Genomic DNA, 18,497 nt, shown 5'->3' on the forward strand with positions numbered 1-18,497 from the left:
GCGCCGCCCGCGGCACGCGCGGGCAGGGGAAGGGAAGACGGAAAACGGGCATTTTACCGTATTCCCATGCCCCGCCGATTTGACCCGGTTTGCCTGGAGAGGCGGTGCGGCGCGCCGCGTGTCAGTTGCGCTGGCCGAACATCATCTGGCGTGCGATCGCCTTCTTGAGCGGCGGCACGAATTCGAGCGCGGTGAGCGCCGCGCCACGCAGCAGCGGCAGCGGGCCCGCGTCGATCGTGAACAGGCGCGCCAGCGTGTCGGTCGCGCCGATCGTGAAGCGCCGGTCGAGCGCGCGGCGCGCGTTGAAGGTCGCGAGCGCGGTCGCTTCGAAGCCTTGTGCGGACAGTGTGTCGACGAGCGTGTGTGCATCGCGCAGGCCGAGGTTGAGCCCCTGGCCTGCCACCGGATGCAGCGTTTGCGCGGCATTGCCGACGATCGCGATGCGGCCGTTGACGAGCGTCTGCGCGGCGTTCAGGCCGAGCGGGAACGACGCGCGCCCGGCGATCGCGACGAATTCGCCCATGCGTTCGCCGAACACGCTGCCGAGCTCGCGCAGGAACGCATCGTCGGGCAGCGCGGCCCGTCGCGCCGCTTCGTCGGGCGTACAGCACCAGACGAGCGAGTAGTCGGCCTGACGCGGCCCGCCCAGCGGCAGCAGTGCGAGCGGGCCTTCGTGCGTGAAGCGTTCCCACGCGACGTTCGGGCGCGGCGCCGATACCGTGACCGTGCCGACGAGCGCGGTCTGGCCGTAGTCGCGGCGATGCTTGCCCGTATCGGCCTGCTGCTGGTGGAACAGCCCGCCTTCGGCGTTGATGACGATGCGCGCACGCAGCGTGCGTTCGCCTTGCGGGCCGTCGAGCGTCAGCGTGACGCCGTCGGCATCCTGCTGCGGCGTGTGCGCGGTGGTCGACGTGAGCCAGTCGACGCGCGTGCCGCGTACGGCGCCCGCGAGTGCCTGCACGATCGAGCCGTAGCGCACCACGTAGCCGAGCGCGGCGAGCGCGTGTTCGTCGCGGTCGATCAGCGTGCGGCCGAAATGGCCGCGCTGCGACACGTGGATATGTTCGATCGGCGTGGCGTCGGCGGGCCATGCGAGCGTATCGAGCAGCACGCGGCTGCCGTGCGACACGGCGATCGCGCGCGGGTCGTTCGCGCTCGCGGCCGGTTCGCGCGCATCGATCAGCGCGATCGACGCGTGCTGCGTCGCGCTGCGGCGGGCGAGCCAGCCGGCGAGCGCGAGCCCGACGGGGCCCGCGCCGACGATGGCGAGGTCGTAGTCCGGCGTGGCCGGGGAGGAAGCGGTCGTCATCTTGATTCGTGAAACGGAGGGTACGGTCGGCGGCCGGTCATGCGTCCGCGCGCATCAGCGCCTCGATCTCGTCGGCCGCGACCGGCACGCCGCGCGTGATCAGTTCGCAGCCGTGCTCGCGCACGATCGCGTCGTCCTCGATGCGGATGCCGATGTTCCAGTACTCGGGCGGCACGTCGTCGGCCGCGCGCACATACAGGCCGGGCTCGACGGTGAGCGTCATGCCGGGCTTCAGCGTGCGCCACGGCAGCGCGCCGTTGGCGTCGCGCGCGGCGAGCCGCTCGCGGTAGTCGCCGCAATCGTGCACGTCCATGCCGAGCCAGTGGCCGGTGCGGTGCATGTAGAAGCGCGTGTACGCACGCTCGGCGATCACGTCGTCGACGTTCGAGAAGCGCGTTTTCGGGATGATGCCGGTGTCGAGCAGCCCCTGGGCGAGCACGCGTACGGCCGCGTCGTGCGGCGCCTCGAACGGCACGCCCGCGCGCGTCGCGTCGATCGCGGCCTGCTGCGCGGCGAGCACGATGTCGTACAGCGTGCGCTGCGCGGGCGAGAAGCGCCCGTTCGCCGGGAACGTGCGGGTGATGTCGGATGCATAGCCGTCGAGTTCGCAGGCGGCGTCGATCAGGATCAGGTCGCCGTCCCGCGCGGCCGCGTTGCCGGCCGGGTAGTGCAGCACGCACGCGTTCGCGCCGGCCGCGACGATCGAGCCGTACGCGGGCGCCTGCGCGCCGTGCTTGCGGAACAGGTACAGCAGCTCGGCCTCGAGCTCGTATTCGCGGATGCCGGGGCGGCACACCTGCATCGCGCGGCGATGCGCGAGCGCGGAGATGTGCGCGGCGCGCATCATGATCGCGAGTTCGTGTTCGTCCTTCACGAGCCGCATGTCGTCGAGCAGCGGCGTGAGATCGAGCAGCGCGTCCGGCGCGGCGACGCCCGCGCGTGCCTGCGCGCGCACCGCGTCGAGCCAGCCGGCGAGCTGGCGCTCGAAGTCGGCCGATGCGCCGAACCGGTAGTGGACGGTGCCCGCATCGGCGAGCAGGCGCGGCATCTCGGTGTCGATCACGTCGACCGCGAACGCCGCGTCGAAGCCGAACGCGTCGCGCGCGGCCTCGGGCCCGTAGTGGAAGCCTTCCCAGATCTCGCGGTCGACGTTCTTGGCGCGGCAGAACAGGATCGATTGCGGCGCGCCGTGCGGCGCGGCCGCGTTCAGCACGAGCACGGCATCCGGCTCGGTGAAGCCCGTCAGGTAATGGAAGTAGCTGTCGAACCGGTACGGGTAGGCCGTATCGCGGTTGCGCAGCATTTCCGGCGCGGTGGGGACGATGGCGACGCCGCCGCCCGCGGCACGCAGTGCGGCAAGCACGCGTTCACGGCGCTGGCGGTAGACGTCGACGGCGATGGCGGTATCGAGGGGCGCGTTCATTCGTGCGATTGTAGCGCCGCGTGACGCCGTGCGTGAGAGTGGGGCCGGAAGCCGCACCGACTGGGCCCGCGCGGCCGCTGTTGCAAACCATCCACAGGCCGGACGGGCGATTTTCTACCCGGCTGCACCGGCCGGTTATGATCGACGACAACGTATACTCTCGGCGGTTCCCTTAAAAAGGCAGATGATGAAATTAATCGGTTCGCTCAGCAGCCCGTACGTCCGAAAGGCGCGGATCGTGCTTGCTGAAAAGAAGATCGACTACAAGCTGGAGCTCGAGAACGTGTGGGCGCCGGAGACGGATATTCATGCTTCGAATCCGCTCGGCAAGGTCCCGTGCCTCGTGATGGAGGATGGTGCCGCGGTGTTCGATTCCCGCGTGATCTGCGAATACGTCGATACGCTGTCGCCGGTCGGCAAGCTGATTCCGCCGTCGGGCCGCGAGCGCGTGGAAGTGCGCTGCTGGGAAGCACTGGGCGACGGCGTGCTCGACGCGGCGGTCGCGATCCGTCTCGAACACACGCTGCGCGAAGAAGGGCAGCGCAGCCCGAGCTGGATCGCGCGCCAGCAACGCAAGATCGACGATGCGCTCGTCGCGATGTCGCAGGGGCTCGGCGGCAAGACGTGGTGCGTCGGTAATCATTACACGCTCGCCGACATCGCACTCGGCTGCGCGCTCGGCTACCTCGACTTCCGGATGCCCGAGCTTAACTGGCGCGATCGCCACCCGAACCTCGACAAGCACTTCGTGAAGCTGCAGCAGCGACCGTCGTTCGCCGATACGCTGCCGCAGAACTGAGCCGCGGCCCGGCCCGCGCGCATTCGGCAGACGAAAGAAAAGCGCCCCGCGGGGCGCTTTTCTTTTTGTCGCGTGGGCCGCCGCAGCGGAGCGGCCGCGTGCGTCACTCGATCGATGCGTACACGGCTTCGCCGAGCGTGAACGAATCGCTGCGCGCGATCGGCCACCACTTGTCGTACAGCGAGAAGCCGCAGGTCTGGCCGTCGAGCAGCGCACCGGGCTTCAGGTACTTCAGCAGTTGCGACATCAATCGCACCTCGTGCGGCGCGACCCGCTGCACGATGTGATGCGCGCGCAGCTCGGACGGATGGGCGAGTCCGGCCGCCTGCACGAGTTCCTGCAGCGCATGCAGCGTGTTGCGGTGGAAGTTGTACACGCGCTCGGCCTTGTCGGGCACGACGAGCGCGCGCTGGCGCACCGGGTCCTGCGTCGCGACGCCGGTCGGGCAGCGGTCGGTGTGGCAGTGCTGCGCCTGGATGCAGCCGACCGCGAACATGAAGCCGCGCGCCGAGTTCACCCAGTCCGCGCCGATCGCGAGCGTGCGCGCGATGTCGAACGCGGTGATGATCTTGCCGCTCGCGCCGAGCTTCACGCGATCGCGCACGCCGATTCCGACGAGCGTGTTGTGCACGAGCAGCAGCCCTTCCTGCAGCGGCACGCCGACGTGGTCGGTGAATTCGAGCGGCGCCGCGCCGGTGCCGCCTTCCGCACCGTCGACGACGATGAAGTCGGGCACGATGCCGGTCTCGAGCATCGCCTTGGCGATCCCGAAGAATTCCCACGGATGGCCGATGCACAGCTTGAAGCCGGTCGGCTTGCCGCCGGACAGCGTGCGCAGCCGCTCGACGAATTCGAGCAGCCCGCGCGGCGTCGAGAATTCCGAATGCGTCGCGGGCGAGATGCAGTCCTTGCCCATCGGCACGCCGCGCGTCTCGGCGATCTCGGGCGTGATCTTCGCGGCCGGCAGCACGCCGCCGTGGCCGGGCTTCGCGCCCTGCGACAGCTTCACCTCGATCATCTTGACCTGCGGATCGGCGGCCTGCTTCGCGAACTTGTCCGGATTGAACGTACCGTCGTCGTTGCGGCAGCCGAAGTAGCCGGACGCGATTTCCCAGATGATGTCGCCGCCGTGCTCGCGGTGGTACTTCGACAGCGAGCCTTCGCCGGTGTCGTGCGCGAAGCCGCCTTTCTTCGCGCCGAGGTTCAGCGAGCGGATCGCGTTCGCGGACAGCGAGCCGAAGCTCATCGCCGAGATGTTGAAGATCGAAATGTCGTACGGTTGCGCGCGACTCGCGCCGACGCGGATGCGGAAATCGTGGTTCGGCAGCTTCGTCGGCGCGAGCGAATGGCTGATCCATTCGTGCGCGACGGCCTTCACGTTCAGCTCGGTGCCGTACGGGCGGTTGTCGGCGACGTTCTTCGCGCGCTGGTAGACGAGGCTGCGCTGCGCACGCGAGAACGGTTTCTCGTCGGTGTCGTCCTCGACGAAGTACTGGCGGATTTCAGGTCGGATGAATTCGAACAGGAAGCGGAAGTGGCCCCAGAGCGGGTAGTTCCGCAGGATCGCGTGGCGGTCCTGGTTCAGGTCGTACAGGCCGAGCGCGACGAGGGCGACGGGGAGGATGATCCACAGCCACGAAAGCACGTGGATCGACGCGAGTGCGGCCGCGGCGATGAGCAGCAGGACAGCACACCACATCGCGAGGTAGCGTCTTGAAAGCATGGGGACTCCGTAAGAATCTTGAAATACCGCCATGCGTACGCTGCGCGGCGGCGCGCCGGCCGCGGCGGAATCGTGTTCCGCCGGGCGCGACGTGCCGCAAGTCTAAACCGAATGGATGTCAGCGTGCTTCGGCGAGTGCCGGCGCGTGGCCCGCCGACGTGGCCTGACCGGGCTGGCCGGTGGCCGCGGATTCGATGATGCCGCCGCCGAGGCAGATCTCGCCGTCGTACAGCACGGCCGACTGGCCGGGCGTGACGGCCCACTGCGCGTCGTCGAACGCGAGCGAGAAGCGCGCTTCGCCTGCCGGGCCGGCGGCCTCGGCGCCTGTCGCGGCCCGCCCGAATACGCACGCCGCGTCGGCCTGCCGGTAGCGCGTCTTCGCGCCGCACGCGAAGCCGTCGGCCGGCGGCTCGCCGGCGACCCAGCTCACGTTGCCGGCGACGAGCTCGCGCGACAGCAGCCACGGATGATCGTGGCCCTGCGCGACGTACAGCGTGTTCGATGCGATGTCCTTCGCGGCGACGAACCACGGCTCGCCGCTGCCGCTCTTGCTGCCGCCGAGGCCGATGCCCTTGCGCTGGCCGAACGTATAGAACGCGAGGCCGATGTGCTCGCCGACCACCTTGCCGTCGGGCGTCTTCATCGGGCCCGGCTTGGTCGGCAGGTAGCGATTCAGGAAATCGCGGAACGGCCGTTCGCCGATGAAGCAGATGCCGGTCGAATCCTTCTTCTTCGCATTCGGCAGCCCGATCTGCGCGGCGATCTCGCGCACCTTCGTCTTCGGGATCTCGCCGAGCGGGAACATCGTCTTCGACAGTTGCGCCTGGTTCAGCCGGTGCAGGAAGTACGACTGGTCTTTCGTATGATCGAAAGCCTTCAGCAGTTCGAAACGCCCGTCGCGTTCGCGCACGCGTGCGTAGTGACCGGTCGCGATCATTTCCGCGTCGAGCGACATCGCGTGGTCGAGGAACGCCTTGAACTTGATCTCGGCATTGCAGAGCACGTCGGGGTTCGGCGTGCGGCCGGCCGAGTATTCGCGCAGGAACTCGGCGAACACGCGGTCCTTGTATTCCGCGGCGAAGTTGACGGCTTCCACGTCGATGCCGATCAGGTCGGCCACCGACACGACGTCGATCCAGTCCTGGCGCGTCGAGCAGTACTCGCCGTCGTCGTCGTCTTCCCAGTTCTTCATGAACAGGCCGACCACGTCGTAGCCCTGTTCCTTCAGCAGCCACGCGGTCACCGACGAATCGACGCCGCCCGACATGCCCACCACTACACGGCGCTTGCTCATTTGCTGACCGCCTGACGTTCGAATGCCTCGGGGCGCGGGGCGACCGAATGCGTGTGCACGAAATCGAGCGGGATGCGCCGCCCGGCGAGATAGTCGTCGACGCAGCGCATCACCGCGGGCGAACGATGGCGCTCGCTGCACGCGCGCAGCTCGTCCGCCGTCATCCACAGCGTGCGCACGATGCCGTCGTCGAGCACATGGCCCGCGATCGGCTCGCCGGCCGTGCCGCAGAACGTGAAGCGCAGGTAGGTCGCGCCGGCGCTGCCGGGGCGCTCGTAGTGCGCGAGATAGACGCCGACGAGCGCGTCGGGCGTGAACGGGTGCGCGGTTTCCTCGAGCGTTTCGCGGATCACGGCGTCGGCCAGCGTTTCGCCGGCTTCGAGATGACCGGCCGGCTGATTGATGCGCAGGCCCGTCGAGGTTTCTTCCTCGATCACGAGAAAGCGGCCGGCGCGCTCGACGAGCGCGGCGACCGTCACATGCGGGGTCCAGAGTTCGGGTTTCATGGTTCGGCATTTTACCGGTTGCGCCCGAACGCTGCCGGCCGTCTGGTTAGACGAATCCGACCCCGGCAGATCGTCCGTGCCGGGGATGCGTGACGGCACGGGTCAAGCGCATGTCGCATTCGAGCACGGTCGTGCGGAAAGTGCTGGCGGGGCCATCGCTTTCGGTTAAAGTGCAGCGTGAAAGCCGTTGCTCGTGAGCCGGTAAGTCAGCCTGTCCGGCTCGTTGCGCAGTAAAAATCGCAAGAAAAGAAATACTGACAATGACTGGAGGAACTGACGATGCATATTGGAGTGCCTGCTGAAACGCGGGCCAACGAGGCGCGTGTGGCTGCGACGCCGGAAACCGTGAAGAAATACGCGGCGGCCGGCCATCGCGTCAGTATCGCGAAAGGGGCCGGCAGCGCAGCCAGCTATCCCGATGAAGCCTATGTGGCCGCCGGTGCCGAATTGACCGACCAGTCGGCCGCTTTTGCCGCCGACCTCGTGCTGAAGGTCCAGGCGCCCACCGACGCCGAACTGCCGTTGCTCAAGCGCGGCGCCGTGCTGGTCGGCATGCTCGAGCCGTTCAACGGCGAGCAGGCGGCGAAACTCGCCGCGGCCGGCGTGACCGGTTTCGCGCTCGAGGCCGCGCCGCGGACCACCCGTGCGCAGAGTCTCGACGTGCTGTCGTCGCAGGCGAACATCGCCGGCTACAAGGCCGTGCTGGTGGCCGCATCGCTGTATCCGCGCTTCATGCCGATGCTGATGACGGCCGCGGGCACCGTGAAGGCGGCGCGCGTGCTGATTCTCGGCGCGGGCGTCGCGGGCCTGCAGGCGATCGCGACCGCGAAGCGGCTGGGCGCGGTGATCGAGGCATCCGACGTGCGGCCGGCCGTGAAGGAGCAGATCGAGTCGCTCGGCGCGAAATTCCTCGACGTCCCGTTCGAAACCGACGAAGAGCGCGAAGCCGCGCAGGGCGTCGGCGGCTATGCGCGCCCGATGCCGCCGTCATGGCTCGGCCGCCAGGCCGCGCTCGTGCACGAGCGCGCGAAGCAGGCCGACATCGTGATCACCACCGCATTGATTCCCGGGCGTCCGGCGCCGACGCTGATCTCGGTCGACACCGCGCAGTCGATGAAGCCCGGCTCGGTGCTCGTCGATCTCGCGGCCGGCCGCGGCCCGGAAATCGACGGCCGCAAGGGCGGCAACTGCCCGCTGACCGTCGCCGACCAGGTGATCGTGCACCACGGCGTGACGATCGCCGGTTACACGAACCTCGCATCGATGGTCGCGTCGGACGCGTCGGCGCTGTACGCGCGCAACCTGCTGGACTTCATGAAGCTGATCGTCACGAAGGAAGGCACGCTGAACATCGACCTGACCGACGACATCGTCGCCGCGACGCTGCTGTGCCGCGACGGCGAGCTCGCGCGCAAATAACGGAGGAGACCATGGAAGTCATCAATCACACGGTGATCAACGTGATCATCTTCGTGCTGGCGGTGTACGTCGGCTACCACGTCGTCTGGAACGTCACGCCGGCGCTGCATACGCCGCTGATGGCCGTGACCAACGCGATCTCGGCGATCGTGATCGTCGGCGCGATGCTCGCGGCCGCGCTCACCGTCGGCGCGACCGGCAAGTTCTTCGGCACGCTCGCGGTCGCGCTCGCGGCCGTCAACGTGTTCGGCGGCTTTCTCGTGACGAGGCGCATGCTCGAGATGTTCCGCAAGAAGGAGCCCAAGCGTGTCGAGGGCGGCAAGGAGGGCGCGCGATGAGCATGAACGTCGTTACGCTGCTGTACCTCGTCGCGTCGGTGTGCTTCATCCAGGCGCTGAAGGGCCTGTCGAACCCGAAGAGCGCGCGGCGCGGCAACCTGTTCGGGATGGTCGGGATGGCCATCGCGATCCTCACGACGATCGCGCTGATCGTCAAGCAGGCCACGTGGCTCGGCGCGAACCTGCCGCTCGGCCTCGCGCTCGTGCTCGGCGCGCTGATCGTCGGCGGGGGCGTCGGCGCATTCGTCGCCGCGCGCGTCGAGATGACCAAGATGCCGGAACTCGTCGCGGCGATGCACTCGCTGATCGGTCTCGCGGCCGTGTGCATCGCGTACGCGGTGGTGTCGGAGCCGGAAGCGTTCGGGCTCGTGCCGCAGGACGCGGTGTCGTCGAGTTTCATCCCGTACGGCAACCGCGTCGAGCTGTTCATCGGCACGTTCGTCGGCGCGATCACGTTCTCCGGTTCGGTGATCGCGTTCGGCAAGCTGTCGGGCAAGTACAAGTTCCGGCTGTTCCAGGGCGCGCCGGTCGTGTATGCCGGCCAGCACCTGATCAACCTGATGCTCGCGATCGCGATGCTCGGCTTCGGCATCCTGTTCTTCATCACGCAGGCGTGGCTGCCGTTCATCATCATGACGGCGATCGCGTTCGTGCTCGGCGTGCTGATCATCATCCCGATCGGCGGCGCGGACATGCCGGTGGTCGTGTCGATGCTGAACTCGTACTCGGGCTGGGCGGCGGCCGGCATCGGCTTCTCGCTGAACAACGCGATGCTGATCATCGCCGGTTCGCTGGTCGGCTCGTCGGGCGCGATCCTGTCGTACATCATGTGCCACGCGATGAACCGCTCGTTCTTCAACGTGATCCTCGGCGGGTTCGGCGGCGAAGCGGCGGCCGGCGGTGCGGCGGGCGCGCAGGAGCAGCGGCCGGTGAAGTCGGGTTCGGCCGACGACGCGGCGTTCATGCTCGGCAACGCGGAATCGGTCGTGATCGTGCCGGGTTACGGGCTCGCCGTCGCCCGCGCGCAGCACGCGCTGAAGGAGCTGACCGACAAGCTGGTCGAGAAGGGCATCGACGTGAAGTACGCGATCCACCCGGTTGCCGGGCGGATGCCGGGGCACATGAACGTGCTGCTCGCGGAAGCGGAAGTGCCGTACGAGATCGTGCACGAGATGGAGGACATCAACGGCGAATTCGGCCAGGTGGACGTGGTGCTGGTGCTCGGCGCGAACGACGTCGTGAACCCGGCCGCGAAGAACGATCCGAAATCGCCGATCGCGGGGATGCCGATCATCGAGGCGTACAAGGCGCGCACGGTGATCGTCAACAAGCGCTCGATGGCGGCCGGCTACGCGGGTCTCGACAACGACCTGTTCTACATGGACAAGACGATGATGGTGTTCGGCGATGCGAAGAAGGTCATCGAGGACATGGTGAAGGCCGTCGAGTAACGCCCGCCCCGGCTACGCGGCGCCCGCTTCGATGCGCGGACGTCGCGCCTCCGGACAGGCCCGACCGGTGCAAGCCGGCTGGGCCTTTTTTCATGGTGCGACGCGTTGCGCGATGCAAGCGGCGATCGCGTCGCGTACGCGCACGATCGCCGGGTCGCGCTGCGTGCTCGTGCGCCAGCCGATTTCGACCGGATAGCGCGGCAGGTCGACCGGGCACGCGAGCGCGCGCAGCGAAGTCGCCTGCGCGATCGCACGCGCCGCATGCGCGGGAATCGTCGCGACCGCGTCGGAGCCGGCGAGCAGGTACGGCAGCGCGGCGAAATGCGTGGTCGACGCCGCGACGCGCCGCTTGTGGCCGAGCGCGGCCAGCGCCTCGTCGACGATGCCGATCACGCCGCCCGACGACACGAGCAGGTGGTCGCGCCGCAGGAACTCGGCGAGCGTCAGCGTGCGCGGTGTCCGTGCGCGGCCGGCCGGATCGATCAGGCACGCATAGCCGCCGGTGGCGACCGCGTGCCTGCTGAGGCCGTTCGCCGAGAATCCCCCCGACGCGATCGCGAGATCGACGCCGTGCCGCAGCAGCGCGTCGCCGGCGATGCCGCTGTGGGTCTGCCGGAAGATCAGCCGGATGCCGGCGGCTGCTTGCGCGACCGCATCGATCAGCGCGCGGCCGAGCGCGATCTCGAAATCGTCGGACAGCCCGATCGAGATCGTGCGGCCAACGCGCTCGCCGCCGTCCGCCGCTATCGCGAGGCTTTCGCGGCAGCGGTCGAGCGCGTCGGACAGGATCGGCTTCAGTTCGTCGGCGCGCGGCGTCGGCGCGAGCCCGCGGCCGGTGCGCACGAACAGCGGATCGGCGTAGATCACGCGCAGCCGCCCGAGCGCCGCGCTGACCGCCGACTGCGTGAGATCGAGCCGCAGCGCCGCGCGGCTCGCGCCGCCTTCCTCGTACAGCGCCTCGAACACCTTCAGCAGGTTCAGGTCCAGGCTGGCGATATCATCCATATTCATGTCAGTTATCGTTGTATCGATTTGATCGATGAAATGATATCGACAAAGATGGCGTCATCCCATTCACCGCATTCACCGGAGACGCCTTCATGTCCACGTCAGTCATCGCCGCGCTGCAGATCGGCGCATCGCCCGCCGGCACGCGCGCCACGCTCGACACGATCCTCGGCTACGAAACCGCGATCCGCGACAGCGGCGCGTCGCTGGTCGTGCTGCCCGAGGCCGTGCTCGGCGGCTATCCGAAAGGCGAAATTTTCGGCACGCGGCTCGGCTACCGGTTGCCCGAAGGGCGCGACGCGTATGCGCGCTACGCCGCGCAGGCGATCGACGTACCGGGGCCCGAAACCGACGAACTGGCCGCGCTGTCGCAGCGCACCGGCGCGAGCCTCGTGGTCGGCGTGATCGAGCGCGGCGGCAGCACGCTGTACTGCACGGCGCTGTTCTTCGATCCGCGCGACGGGCTCGTCGCGAAGCACCGCAAGCTGATGCCGACCGGCACCGAGCGGCTGATCTGGGGGCAGGGCGACGGCTCGACGCTGCCCGTCGTCGAGACGGCCGCGGGCCGCGCGGGTGCCGCGATCTGCTGGGAGAACCACATGCCGCTGCTGCGCTGCGCGATGTACGCGAAAGGCGTGCAGATCTGGTGCGCGCCGACCGTCGACGAGCGCGACGTGTGGCAAAGCTCGATGCGGCACATCGCGCACGAAGGGCGTTGCTTCGTCGTGAGCGCGTGCCAGGTGCAGCCGTCGCCGCGCGCGCTCGGCATCGACGTGCCGGGCTGGGACCCCGAGCGGCCGCTGATCCGCGGCGGCAGCGTGATCGTCGGGCCGCTCGGCGACCCGTTGACGGAGCCGCTGATCGGCGAGGCCGGGCTCGTCACGGCGCGCATCGATACCGACGAGCTCGTGAAGGCGCGCTACGACTTCGACGTCGTCGGCCACTATGCGCGTGCGGACGTGTTTTCACTGCACGTCGACGAGCGGCCGAAGCGGCCCGTGGTGTTCGGCGGGTAGCGAAAGCGGAGGTGGGCGCCACACGGCGCGCGGAAAACGAAGGGCGGCGGCGGGTGCCCGCCGCCGCGTCGCGTCAGCGCATCGGCGCTTCCGCGATCCGCATGTAGTCGGCGATCCGCCGGCCTTCCATGTCCGGAAACTGCTCGTGCACGGTGATGTCGCCCATCCGCGCGATGTCGAAGGTGCGGAAATCGTCGCGCAGCTCGCACCACGCGCCGATCGTCCAGCGCCCGCCCCAGTAGACGAGCCCGAGCGGCCATACGCGGCGCTGCGAATGCGCGCCGAGCCGGTCGCGATAGTCGAAGCTGACGATGTGGCGCGTGTCGATCGCCTGGTGGATCGCGTCGACCTTCGCGCAAAACGTCTCGTCGATGTGGAACGACGGCGCGAACACGGGCAGGCGGTCGAGCGCCGTGCGCTTGTCGGCCGGCATCGCCGACGCGATCTTCGCGAGCGCCGAGCGTGCGCCGCTCGCGAAACGCGCCCCGCCCCAGGTCTCGAGCATGCGCGCGCCGGTGGCGAGCGCCGCCAGCTCCTCGGCCGTGAACGTGAGCGGCGGCAGGCTCGCGTTGCGGTTCAGCCGGTAGCCGATGCCGGCCTCGCCTTCGATCGGGACCCCTGACAGTTGCAGGTCGCGCACGTCGCGATAGACCGTGCGCGGCGACACCGACAGCCAGTCGGCCAGTTGCTGCGCGGTCGTGAGGCGACGCCCGCGCAACAGCTCGGCGATCTGGAACAGGCGGTCGGCACGGCGGGTCATGACAGCACCTCGATTCCTCTGGCTACGGGGACTTCGCGATGATAGCGCCGCGCCGGCCCGCTGAGCGCCGCGCTCAGTGGCATTTCGGCGCGTGCAGGCCGACGCGGTTGCCTTCCGTGTCGATCAGGTAGCCGACGTAGCCGTAGTTGTTCGGCAGCTCGACGACCGAGCCCTGCACGACGCCGCCCGCGCGCTTCGCGCGTTCGAGCGCCGCGACGACCGATTCGCCGGCGTTCAGGTAGACGAGCACGCCGTTCGCGCTCGGCTTCATCTGCTGCGGATCGAACACGATGCTGCCGCCCGTGCTCGACGCGTCGCGATCGAAGGTCGCCATCGGCACGCCGCCGATGATTTCGCGCTGCAACGTGGTTTGCAGCACGGTTTCGTAAAAGCGGATCGCGCGGTCGAAATCGAGGGACGGAATGTCGAACCAGGCGATCGCGCGTTCCAGGGTGGCAGTAGCGGTTGCTGACGTCATGACGAGCTCCTTGTTGCGTTGTTTGCGTTGTTATGCGGATTCGGTGTGGAAACCAGCCTGCATTGCGCCGGGATTGCAGTGTGATCGCGGGCTGCTGACACCGTATTGTCAGTAGAGTTGTCACCCTTGACATGCAACCATTTGGTTGCATAATGAGGTCATCGACCCGGGAGCGGCATGGACCTCGTTTTCAAGGCGCTGGCCGACGCCACGCGCCGTCAGTTGCTCGACCTGCTGCATGCGAAAAACGGCCAGACGCTGTCCGAGCTGTGCGACGGGCTCGCGATGAGCCGGCAGGCCGTCAGCAAGCACCTTGCGCTGCTCGAGGCCGCGAATCTCGTCGCGACGACGTGGCGCGGCCGGGAGAAGCTGCATTACCTGAATCCGGTGCCGATCCATGACATCGCGGAACGCTGGATCGGCAAGTTCGAGCGTCAGCGCCTGCAGGCGCTGGCGGATCTCAAGCGCGGGCTGGAAGCGCCCCGCGACACAGGAGATGACGATGGGTAATCCCGCCTTTGTGTACGTGACCTTCATCGCGGCCACGCCCGAGCGCGTGTTCGATGCGCTGACCAACGCCGAGCTGACGAAGGACTACTGGGTGCGGCATCGCAACGCGTCGCCCGACTGGCGGCCGGGGTCGCGCTGGGAACATCAGGACTACGACGATCCGTCACGGGTCGACATCGTCGGCGAAGTGGTCGAGAACGATCCGCCGCGCCGGCTGGTCGTCACGTGGCGCACGCCGTCGGGGGAGGGCGAGGAATCACGCGTGACCTATCTGGTCGAGCCGTACGAGGGCGTCGTGAAACTGACCGTCACGCACGACGGGCTGGTGCCCGGTTCGGAGATGGATCGCGGGATTCGCGGCGGCTGGCCGGTCGTGCTGTCGAGCCTGAAGACGCTGCTCGAGACCGGGCAGGCGCTGCCGTTCACGATGGCGCGGTGGTCGAAGTCGAAGCACTGACCGGCCGCGCAAAAGCACAGGGGCCGCGATGGCGGCCCCCGGACGTCGTTGCTCGTGACAGCGGACGGCTGGCTTACGCGTCGCCTTCCGCGGCCGCCGGGCGCGCCTTCACGCTGCCGGCGATCAGGTCGAAGCGGAACAACCGGCATTCGAGCGCACCGTTGAACAGCGGCGTCTTGGCCGATTCGCGCAGGCGCAACTGGCCCGGCAGCGAACGGTCGGACGTCAGCAGGAACGCCTGCCAGCCCGTGAAGCGCTGCTTCAGCGCATCGCCGAGCGCGTTGAAGAACTCGCTGTCCGGCGCGTCGGTGTGCGTGCGGCGGAATGCGTCGTCGTTGCCGCGGTTGCGGCCGGTTTCGCGCACCTCGCCGCGGGCGCTGCGGCCGCGCACTTCGATCCGCTCGCCGTACGGCGGGTTCGCGAGGAGGATGCCCGGCCCGTCGGACGGCGGCGTCATCCCGCGCGCGTCGACCTGCTTGAGCCACACCGACGGCACGCCCGCGCGTTCGAGGTTCGCGCGCGCCTTCTCGAGCATGTCGCCGGAAATGTCGCTGCCGTACACGCCGAGCGCTTCGCCGCGCTTGGCGCGCGCCGCGCGCTTCGCGTCGAGCGCCGGGACCTTCAGCCCCTGCCACGCGGTGATGTCGTACTGCTTGAGCTTTTCGAAGCCGAACCGGCGCTCGACGCCGGGCGCCACGCCGAGCGCGATCTGCGCGGCTTCCGCGAGGAACGTGCCGCTGCCGCACATCGGGTCGTACAGCGCGGTGCCGGGCGTCCAGCCCGTCAGGCGCAGGATGCCGGCCGCGAGGTTCTCGCGCAGCGGCGCCGCTCCCTTGTCGAGACGCCAGCCGCGCTTGAACAGCGGCTCGCCCGATGTGTCGAGGTACAGCGTGCATTCGTTGGCCGTCAGGAACGCGAACACGCGCACGTCCGGCGCACCGGTGTCGATGCTCGGGCGCGCGCCGGTTTTCTCGCGCATCCGGTCGCAGATCGCATCCTTCACGCGCAGCGTCGTGAATTCGAGGCTCTTCAGCGGCGACTTGATCGCGGTGATGTCGATGCGCAGCGTCTGCGTCGACGCGAACCAGCGCTCCCACGGCTGCTCGAGCGCGAGCGCGTAGACGTCCTGCTCGTTGCGGTACGGGCCGTGCGCGATCTTCAGCAGAATGCGGCTCGCGATCCGCGAATGGAGGTTCGCGGCCATGCCGGCGGCCCAGCCGCCGCTGAAATGGACGCCGCCCGGCACCTGCGCGCCCGCGGTGAACGGCGCGCCGTTCAGGTGGCGGCCGGCGATTTCGGCCAGCTCGGCGGCAAGCGCCGCTTCGAGGCCGCGCGGGCAGGGGGCGAAGAATTCGAACAGGGTGGGCGAGGACATAAGGCGGGTGAGGACGTGCAAAAGTCCACTATTGTACGCGGCGCGGACGACCGGGGCCGGCGTTTCGGCGCGGCGGCGCCGGCGCGACGATCATAGGTGCGCGCCGGAAGGGCGGCGCGGCGGCGACCGGCCGCCTCGCACCCCGCCGCAGGTCAGTGCGCGCCCGGCTGGCCGGCGCGCGCGGCGGGGTTGCCCGCCGGCCAGAACAGCGCGAGCGGATTCGACAGCACCGTGCGGACGATCGCCGCGACGAGCGCGCGCACCTTGGTCGGGCGCAGGCTGCGCGAGCGCACGGCCATCGTGAACGCGAGCGCGAAGCTCACGAGCACGTTGAGGATCGCCATGCTCAGCACGCCGGCGCCGGCCCACCACAGTTCGGGCGTACTGAGCGCACCCTTGCCCAGCACGCCGAGCGCGATCCCGATCGAGCCGGCCGACAGCGTCACGTGCCGCACCTCGAACGGGAACATGAACACGGTGACGATCGCCGGGATCAGGCCGAGCATCAGGCCGAGGCCGACGTTTGCGACCACGCCGGCGACGTTCGAACGACAGAAGTGCGCGAGCTTCGCGGCACCGGCCGCGCCGAGCGTCAGGCGCAGCCGGCGGTTGTACGCGAGCGCATCGCCGACCCGGTGCAGCACGAACCAGTTGTCGGCCCAGCCGGCGAGCAGGCTCGACGCCCACAGCAGCACGCCGGTGAGCGCGGCGTAGAACGGCGTCGGGCCGAGCAGCGAGAACGAATGCAGCGTCGCGTGCGCCTTCTCCGGCGAGATCAGGTTCGCGTGCAGCACGTTGCTCGCGAACAGCTGCACGAGCAGGCACACCGGCAGCACGACCAGCACGTTGCCGGAAATCGCGGCCGCCTGCGTGCGGATCAGCGCGATCACCGACGCGACGAACGCCTTCACGCCTTCCTCGTGGCCGGTGTCGTCGAGTTCGCGCGCGAGCGTCGGCGCGGTCATCGCGGGCTGCTTGGTCGCGAGCGTGAAGTGCAGGAAGTGCATCAGCATGAAGCTGGCCGCGTAGTTGATGCCCGCGAGCAGCCCTTCGAGCATCGACTGCAGGTGCGCGCCCGTGATCGCGAACTTCACGCACACGGTCACGACGGTGACGAGGCCGCCGCCCGCGGCCATCCGCAGCATCTTCAGGTACTCGGCGCGGCCGCGCGAGATGTAGTGCTCGCCGGTGTCCGCGTTGGTCTCGACGAGCTTGCGCGCGAACAGCGAGAAGTTGCTGCGCACGAGGTGCGCGACGCTCTGGCTGTTCTGGTTCGCGTCGACGAGCTCGGCGGTCAGGTGCGCCATCCCATGCAGGTCGTCGCGCGCCATCCATGCGTTCAGCAGCGTTTCGGCGCGCAGGATGCGCATGCGCATCCGCTCGACCTGGAACACGATGTCGACCGACACGCCGTTGCGGTACAGGTGCGCGAACACGTCGTCGACGGCGATCCGGCATTCGTCGAGCAGCACGCGCAGGTAGTTCACCTCGTGCAGCAGCTTGCTCGGGTCGCCGCCGTCCTCGACGGCCGCATGCGCGGTCTCGACCGCGAGCATCGCGCGCGTGAGGCGGTAGAACGGCTGCGATTCGAGCGGCTTGCGCGCATCGTCGTCGGACAGCCGGCTGCGCACCGTCTGCGACAGGCCCGTCGAGCTGATCTGGCAGGTCAGGTTGTGCAGCGCGGCCAGCAGGTCGCGCGAGAACGAGCCGGGCTCGTGGCGCTCTTCTTCGGTGACGTCGAACGAGATCAGCTCGGCCAGGCGTGCGAGCAGGTCGTCGGGCAGCGCGTCGATCCATTTCGCGTCCTCGGGCGTCGGGAACATCAGCGTGAACAACGCCGACAGCTCGCGGCGGTTCGGCGCGGGCGGGATCAGCGACGAGTCGATCCGCTCGAACAGCGCGCCGAAGAAGCCCGAATGCACGGGCATGCCGGCATCGCACAGCAGCGAGATGCCGTCGCACTCGCGCAGGATGCCGCGCAGGATGCGTGCGGCGTGCGCTTTCCACGCGGGATTGCGGTCGAGCACGTGGAACAGGTAGCGCAACCGCGCATGGGCCGGATACGCGCGCGTGTCGGCGTCGCGTTCGGCCTGCGCGTCCTGCACCGTGCCGTTGCGGCGCAGCCAGTGCGCGAGCTCGATCAGCCATTCGCTGCGCTCGGCGTACGACGCGTCGGCATCGGCGTGCGCGAGCAGCGCATCGAGCTGGTGACCGGCATTGCGCGACGCGCGCCACTTCTTGATCAGGGTCGTCAGGGAACGAAACATAAACGGAATAGCGAAAGCCCGGGACGGGCGGGTTCGGGATGCCGGCCGGAGCAACGGCGCGGCGCCGGTGAGAACGGGTGAGACGGGGCCGGTGCCGGACGACGGGCGGCGACCCGCGATGCGGCTGCCCCGCTGCGATGCACGCGATTCGCGTGCGGGCGCCGGGAGGCATGGCGGTCGGGCCGAACGCGGCCCGGCGCCGCTGGCTGGTGCGCACGGCGAACGGCGCGAGCCTGAAAGTGCGTAGGATCGTCAATCGGGCCGGAAAACGCAAGCCGACCGCGTTGCATGGCGCGGGTTCCGGCGGCTTTGACAAAGAATGTCAACGACCGCTTGGCCAATGACGGCGATCGGCGAAGCCGGC

17 protein-coding genes are annotated in these 18,497 nt (G+C 68.8%); 7 read left to right on the forward strand and 10 right to left on the reverse strand.

Annotated elements, in window-relative coordinates:
• Window positions 1-121 precede the first annotated feature (121 nt).
• A complete protein-coding gene (locus MMB92_RS26115) occupies window positions 122-1,309 on the reverse strand; it encodes a UbiH/UbiF/VisC/COQ6 family ubiquinone biosynthesis hydroxylase (protein WP_006483428.1) in 1,188 nt (395 codons plus the stop codon).
• Window positions 1,310-1,346: 37 nt separating this feature from the next.
• Entirely contained in the window at window positions 1,347-2,732 is a 1,386-nt protein-coding gene (locus MMB92_RS26120) for an aminopeptidase P N-terminal domain-containing protein (protein WP_062911010.1), read from the reverse strand.
• 184 nt (window positions 2,733-2,916) lie between these two features.
• On the opposite strand from MMB92_RS26120, the gene MMB92_RS26125 reads away from it, so the two are divergent.
• Window positions 2,917-3,531, forward strand: coding sequence for a glutathione S-transferase N-terminal domain-containing protein (locus MMB92_RS26125; RefSeq protein ID WP_034178360.1), 615 nt, complete (start codon window positions 2,917-2,919; stop codon window positions 3,529-3,531).
• A 103-nt stretch (window positions 3,532-3,634) separates the two neighbouring features.
• Here MMB92_RS26125 and MMB92_RS26130 read toward each other — a convergent pair whose 3' ends face one another.
• The 3 genes from MMB92_RS26130 to MMB92_RS26140 all read right to left on the reverse strand — a co-directional run bounded on the left by MMB92_RS26130 (window position 3,635) and on the right by MMB92_RS26140 (window position 7,054).
• Window positions 3,635-5,254, reverse strand: coding sequence for an FMN-binding glutamate synthase family protein (locus MMB92_RS26130; RefSeq protein WP_006483441.1), 1,620 nt, complete (start codon window positions 5,252-5,254; stop codon window positions 3,635-3,637).
• A gap of 118 nt (window positions 5,255-5,372) precedes the next feature.
• Window positions 5,373-6,548, reverse strand: coding sequence for a tRNA 2-thiouridine(34) synthase MnmA (mnmA, locus tag MMB92_RS26135; protein WP_048987091.1), 1,176 nt, complete (start codon window positions 6,546-6,548; stop codon window positions 5,373-5,375).
• Window positions 6,545-7,054, reverse strand: a complete 510-nt coding sequence (locus tag MMB92_RS26140; protein WP_006493325.1) for an NUDIX hydrolase — start codon at window positions 7,052-7,054, stop codon at window positions 6,545-6,547. Before MMB92_RS26140 ends, mnmA begins: the two co-directional genes overlap by 4 nt.
• Window positions 7,055-7,333: 279 nt before the next feature.
• Between MMB92_RS26140 and MMB92_RS26145 the strand changes: the two genes are divergently transcribed.
• Genes MMB92_RS26145 through MMB92_RS26155 form a run of 3 tightly spaced genes read left to right on the forward strand, consistent with a single transcriptional unit; the run spans window position 7,334 to window position 10,262 of the window.
• A complete protein-coding gene (locus MMB92_RS26145; RefSeq protein WP_012492952.1) occupies window positions 7,334-8,473 on the forward strand; it encodes a Re/Si-specific NAD(P)(+) transhydrogenase subunit alpha in 1,140 nt (379 codons plus the stop codon).
• A gap of 11 nt (window positions 8,474-8,484) precedes the next feature.
• A complete protein-coding gene (locus MMB92_RS26150) occupies window positions 8,485-8,811 on the forward strand; it encodes an NAD(P) transhydrogenase subunit alpha (RefSeq protein ID WP_006476884.1) in 327 nt (108 codons plus the stop codon).
• Window positions 8,808-10,262: an NAD(P)(+) transhydrogenase (Re/Si-specific) subunit beta gene (locus tag MMB92_RS26155; protein WP_058902145.1), complete on the forward strand. Its 1,455-nt coding sequence runs from the start codon at window positions 8,808-8,810 to the stop codon at window positions 10,260-10,262. The genes MMB92_RS26150 and MMB92_RS26155 overlap by 4 nt, the downstream gene beginning before the upstream one ends.
• A 90-nt stretch (window positions 10,263-10,352) precedes the next feature.
• Here MMB92_RS26155 and MMB92_RS26160 read toward each other — a convergent pair whose 3' ends face one another.
• Window positions 10,353-11,273: a LysR family transcriptional regulator gene (locus tag MMB92_RS26160; RefSeq protein ID WP_125332827.1), complete on the reverse strand. Its 921-nt coding sequence runs from the start codon at window positions 11,271-11,273 to the stop codon at window positions 10,353-10,355.
• Between the two features lie 89 nt (window positions 11,274-11,362).
• Between MMB92_RS26160 and MMB92_RS26165 the strand changes: the two genes are divergently transcribed.
• Window positions 11,363-12,286 (forward strand): carbon-nitrogen hydrolase family protein, encoded by a 924-nt coding sequence (locus tag MMB92_RS26165; protein WP_006483427.1) that lies wholly within the window; start codon window positions 11,363-11,365, stop codon window positions 12,284-12,286.
• Window positions 12,287-12,359: 73 nt separating this feature from the next.
• Here the strand turns inward: MMB92_RS26165 and MMB92_RS26170 are convergent, their stop codons facing one another.
• Together MMB92_RS26170 and MMB92_RS26175 are read right to left on the reverse strand one after the other, a co-directional pair.
• Window positions 12,360-13,046, reverse strand: a complete 687-nt coding sequence (locus tag MMB92_RS26170; RefSeq protein ID WP_006497518.1) for a YafY family protein — start codon at window positions 13,044-13,046, stop codon at window positions 12,360-12,362.
• A gap of 73 nt (window positions 13,047-13,119) precedes the next feature.
• Window positions 13,120-13,524: a VOC family protein gene (locus tag MMB92_RS26175; protein WP_006483432.1), complete on the reverse strand. Its 405-nt coding sequence runs from the start codon at window positions 13,522-13,524 to the stop codon at window positions 13,120-13,122.
• A gap of 177 nt (window positions 13,525-13,701) precedes the next feature.
• On the opposite strand from MMB92_RS26175, the gene MMB92_RS26180 reads away from it, so the two are divergent.
• Window positions 13,702-14,034 (forward strand): winged helix-turn-helix domain-containing protein, encoded by a 333-nt coding sequence (locus MMB92_RS26180; RefSeq protein WP_006483451.1) that lies wholly within the window; start codon window positions 13,702-13,704, stop codon window positions 14,032-14,034.
• The gene (locus tag MMB92_RS26185) at window positions 14,027-14,491 is read left to right on the forward strand and encodes an SRPBCC family protein (RefSeq protein ID WP_006493327.1); all 465 of its coding nucleotides are present in this window, start codon (window positions 14,027-14,029) and stop codon (window positions 14,489-14,491) included. Before MMB92_RS26180 ends, MMB92_RS26185 begins: the two co-directional genes overlap by 8 nt.
• A gap of 73 nt (window positions 14,492-14,564) precedes the next feature.
• On the opposite strand, the gene MMB92_RS26190 is transcribed toward MMB92_RS26185, so the two are convergent.
• Window positions 14,565-15,866 carry a class I SAM-dependent RNA methyltransferase gene (locus tag MMB92_RS26190; RefSeq protein WP_006497517.1) on the reverse strand — a complete coding sequence of 434 codons (1,302 nt, stop codon included), beginning with the start codon at window positions 15,864-15,866 and terminating at the stop codon, window positions 14,565-14,567.
• Between the two features lie 152 nt (window positions 15,867-16,018).
• On the reverse strand, window positions 16,019-18,133 hold the full coding sequence (locus MMB92_RS26195) for a site-specific recombinase (protein ID WP_006493515.1): 2,115 nt from the start codon (window positions 18,131-18,133) through the stop codon (window positions 16,019-16,021).
• Between the last annotated feature and the right edge of the window lie 364 nt (window positions 18,134-18,497).

Source organism: Burkholderia sp. IO2 (genome assembly GCF_029522185.1).
GTDB classification, from domain to species: Bacteria; Pseudomonadota; Gammaproteobacteria; order Burkholderiales; family Burkholderiaceae; genus Burkholderia; species Burkholderia cenocepacia.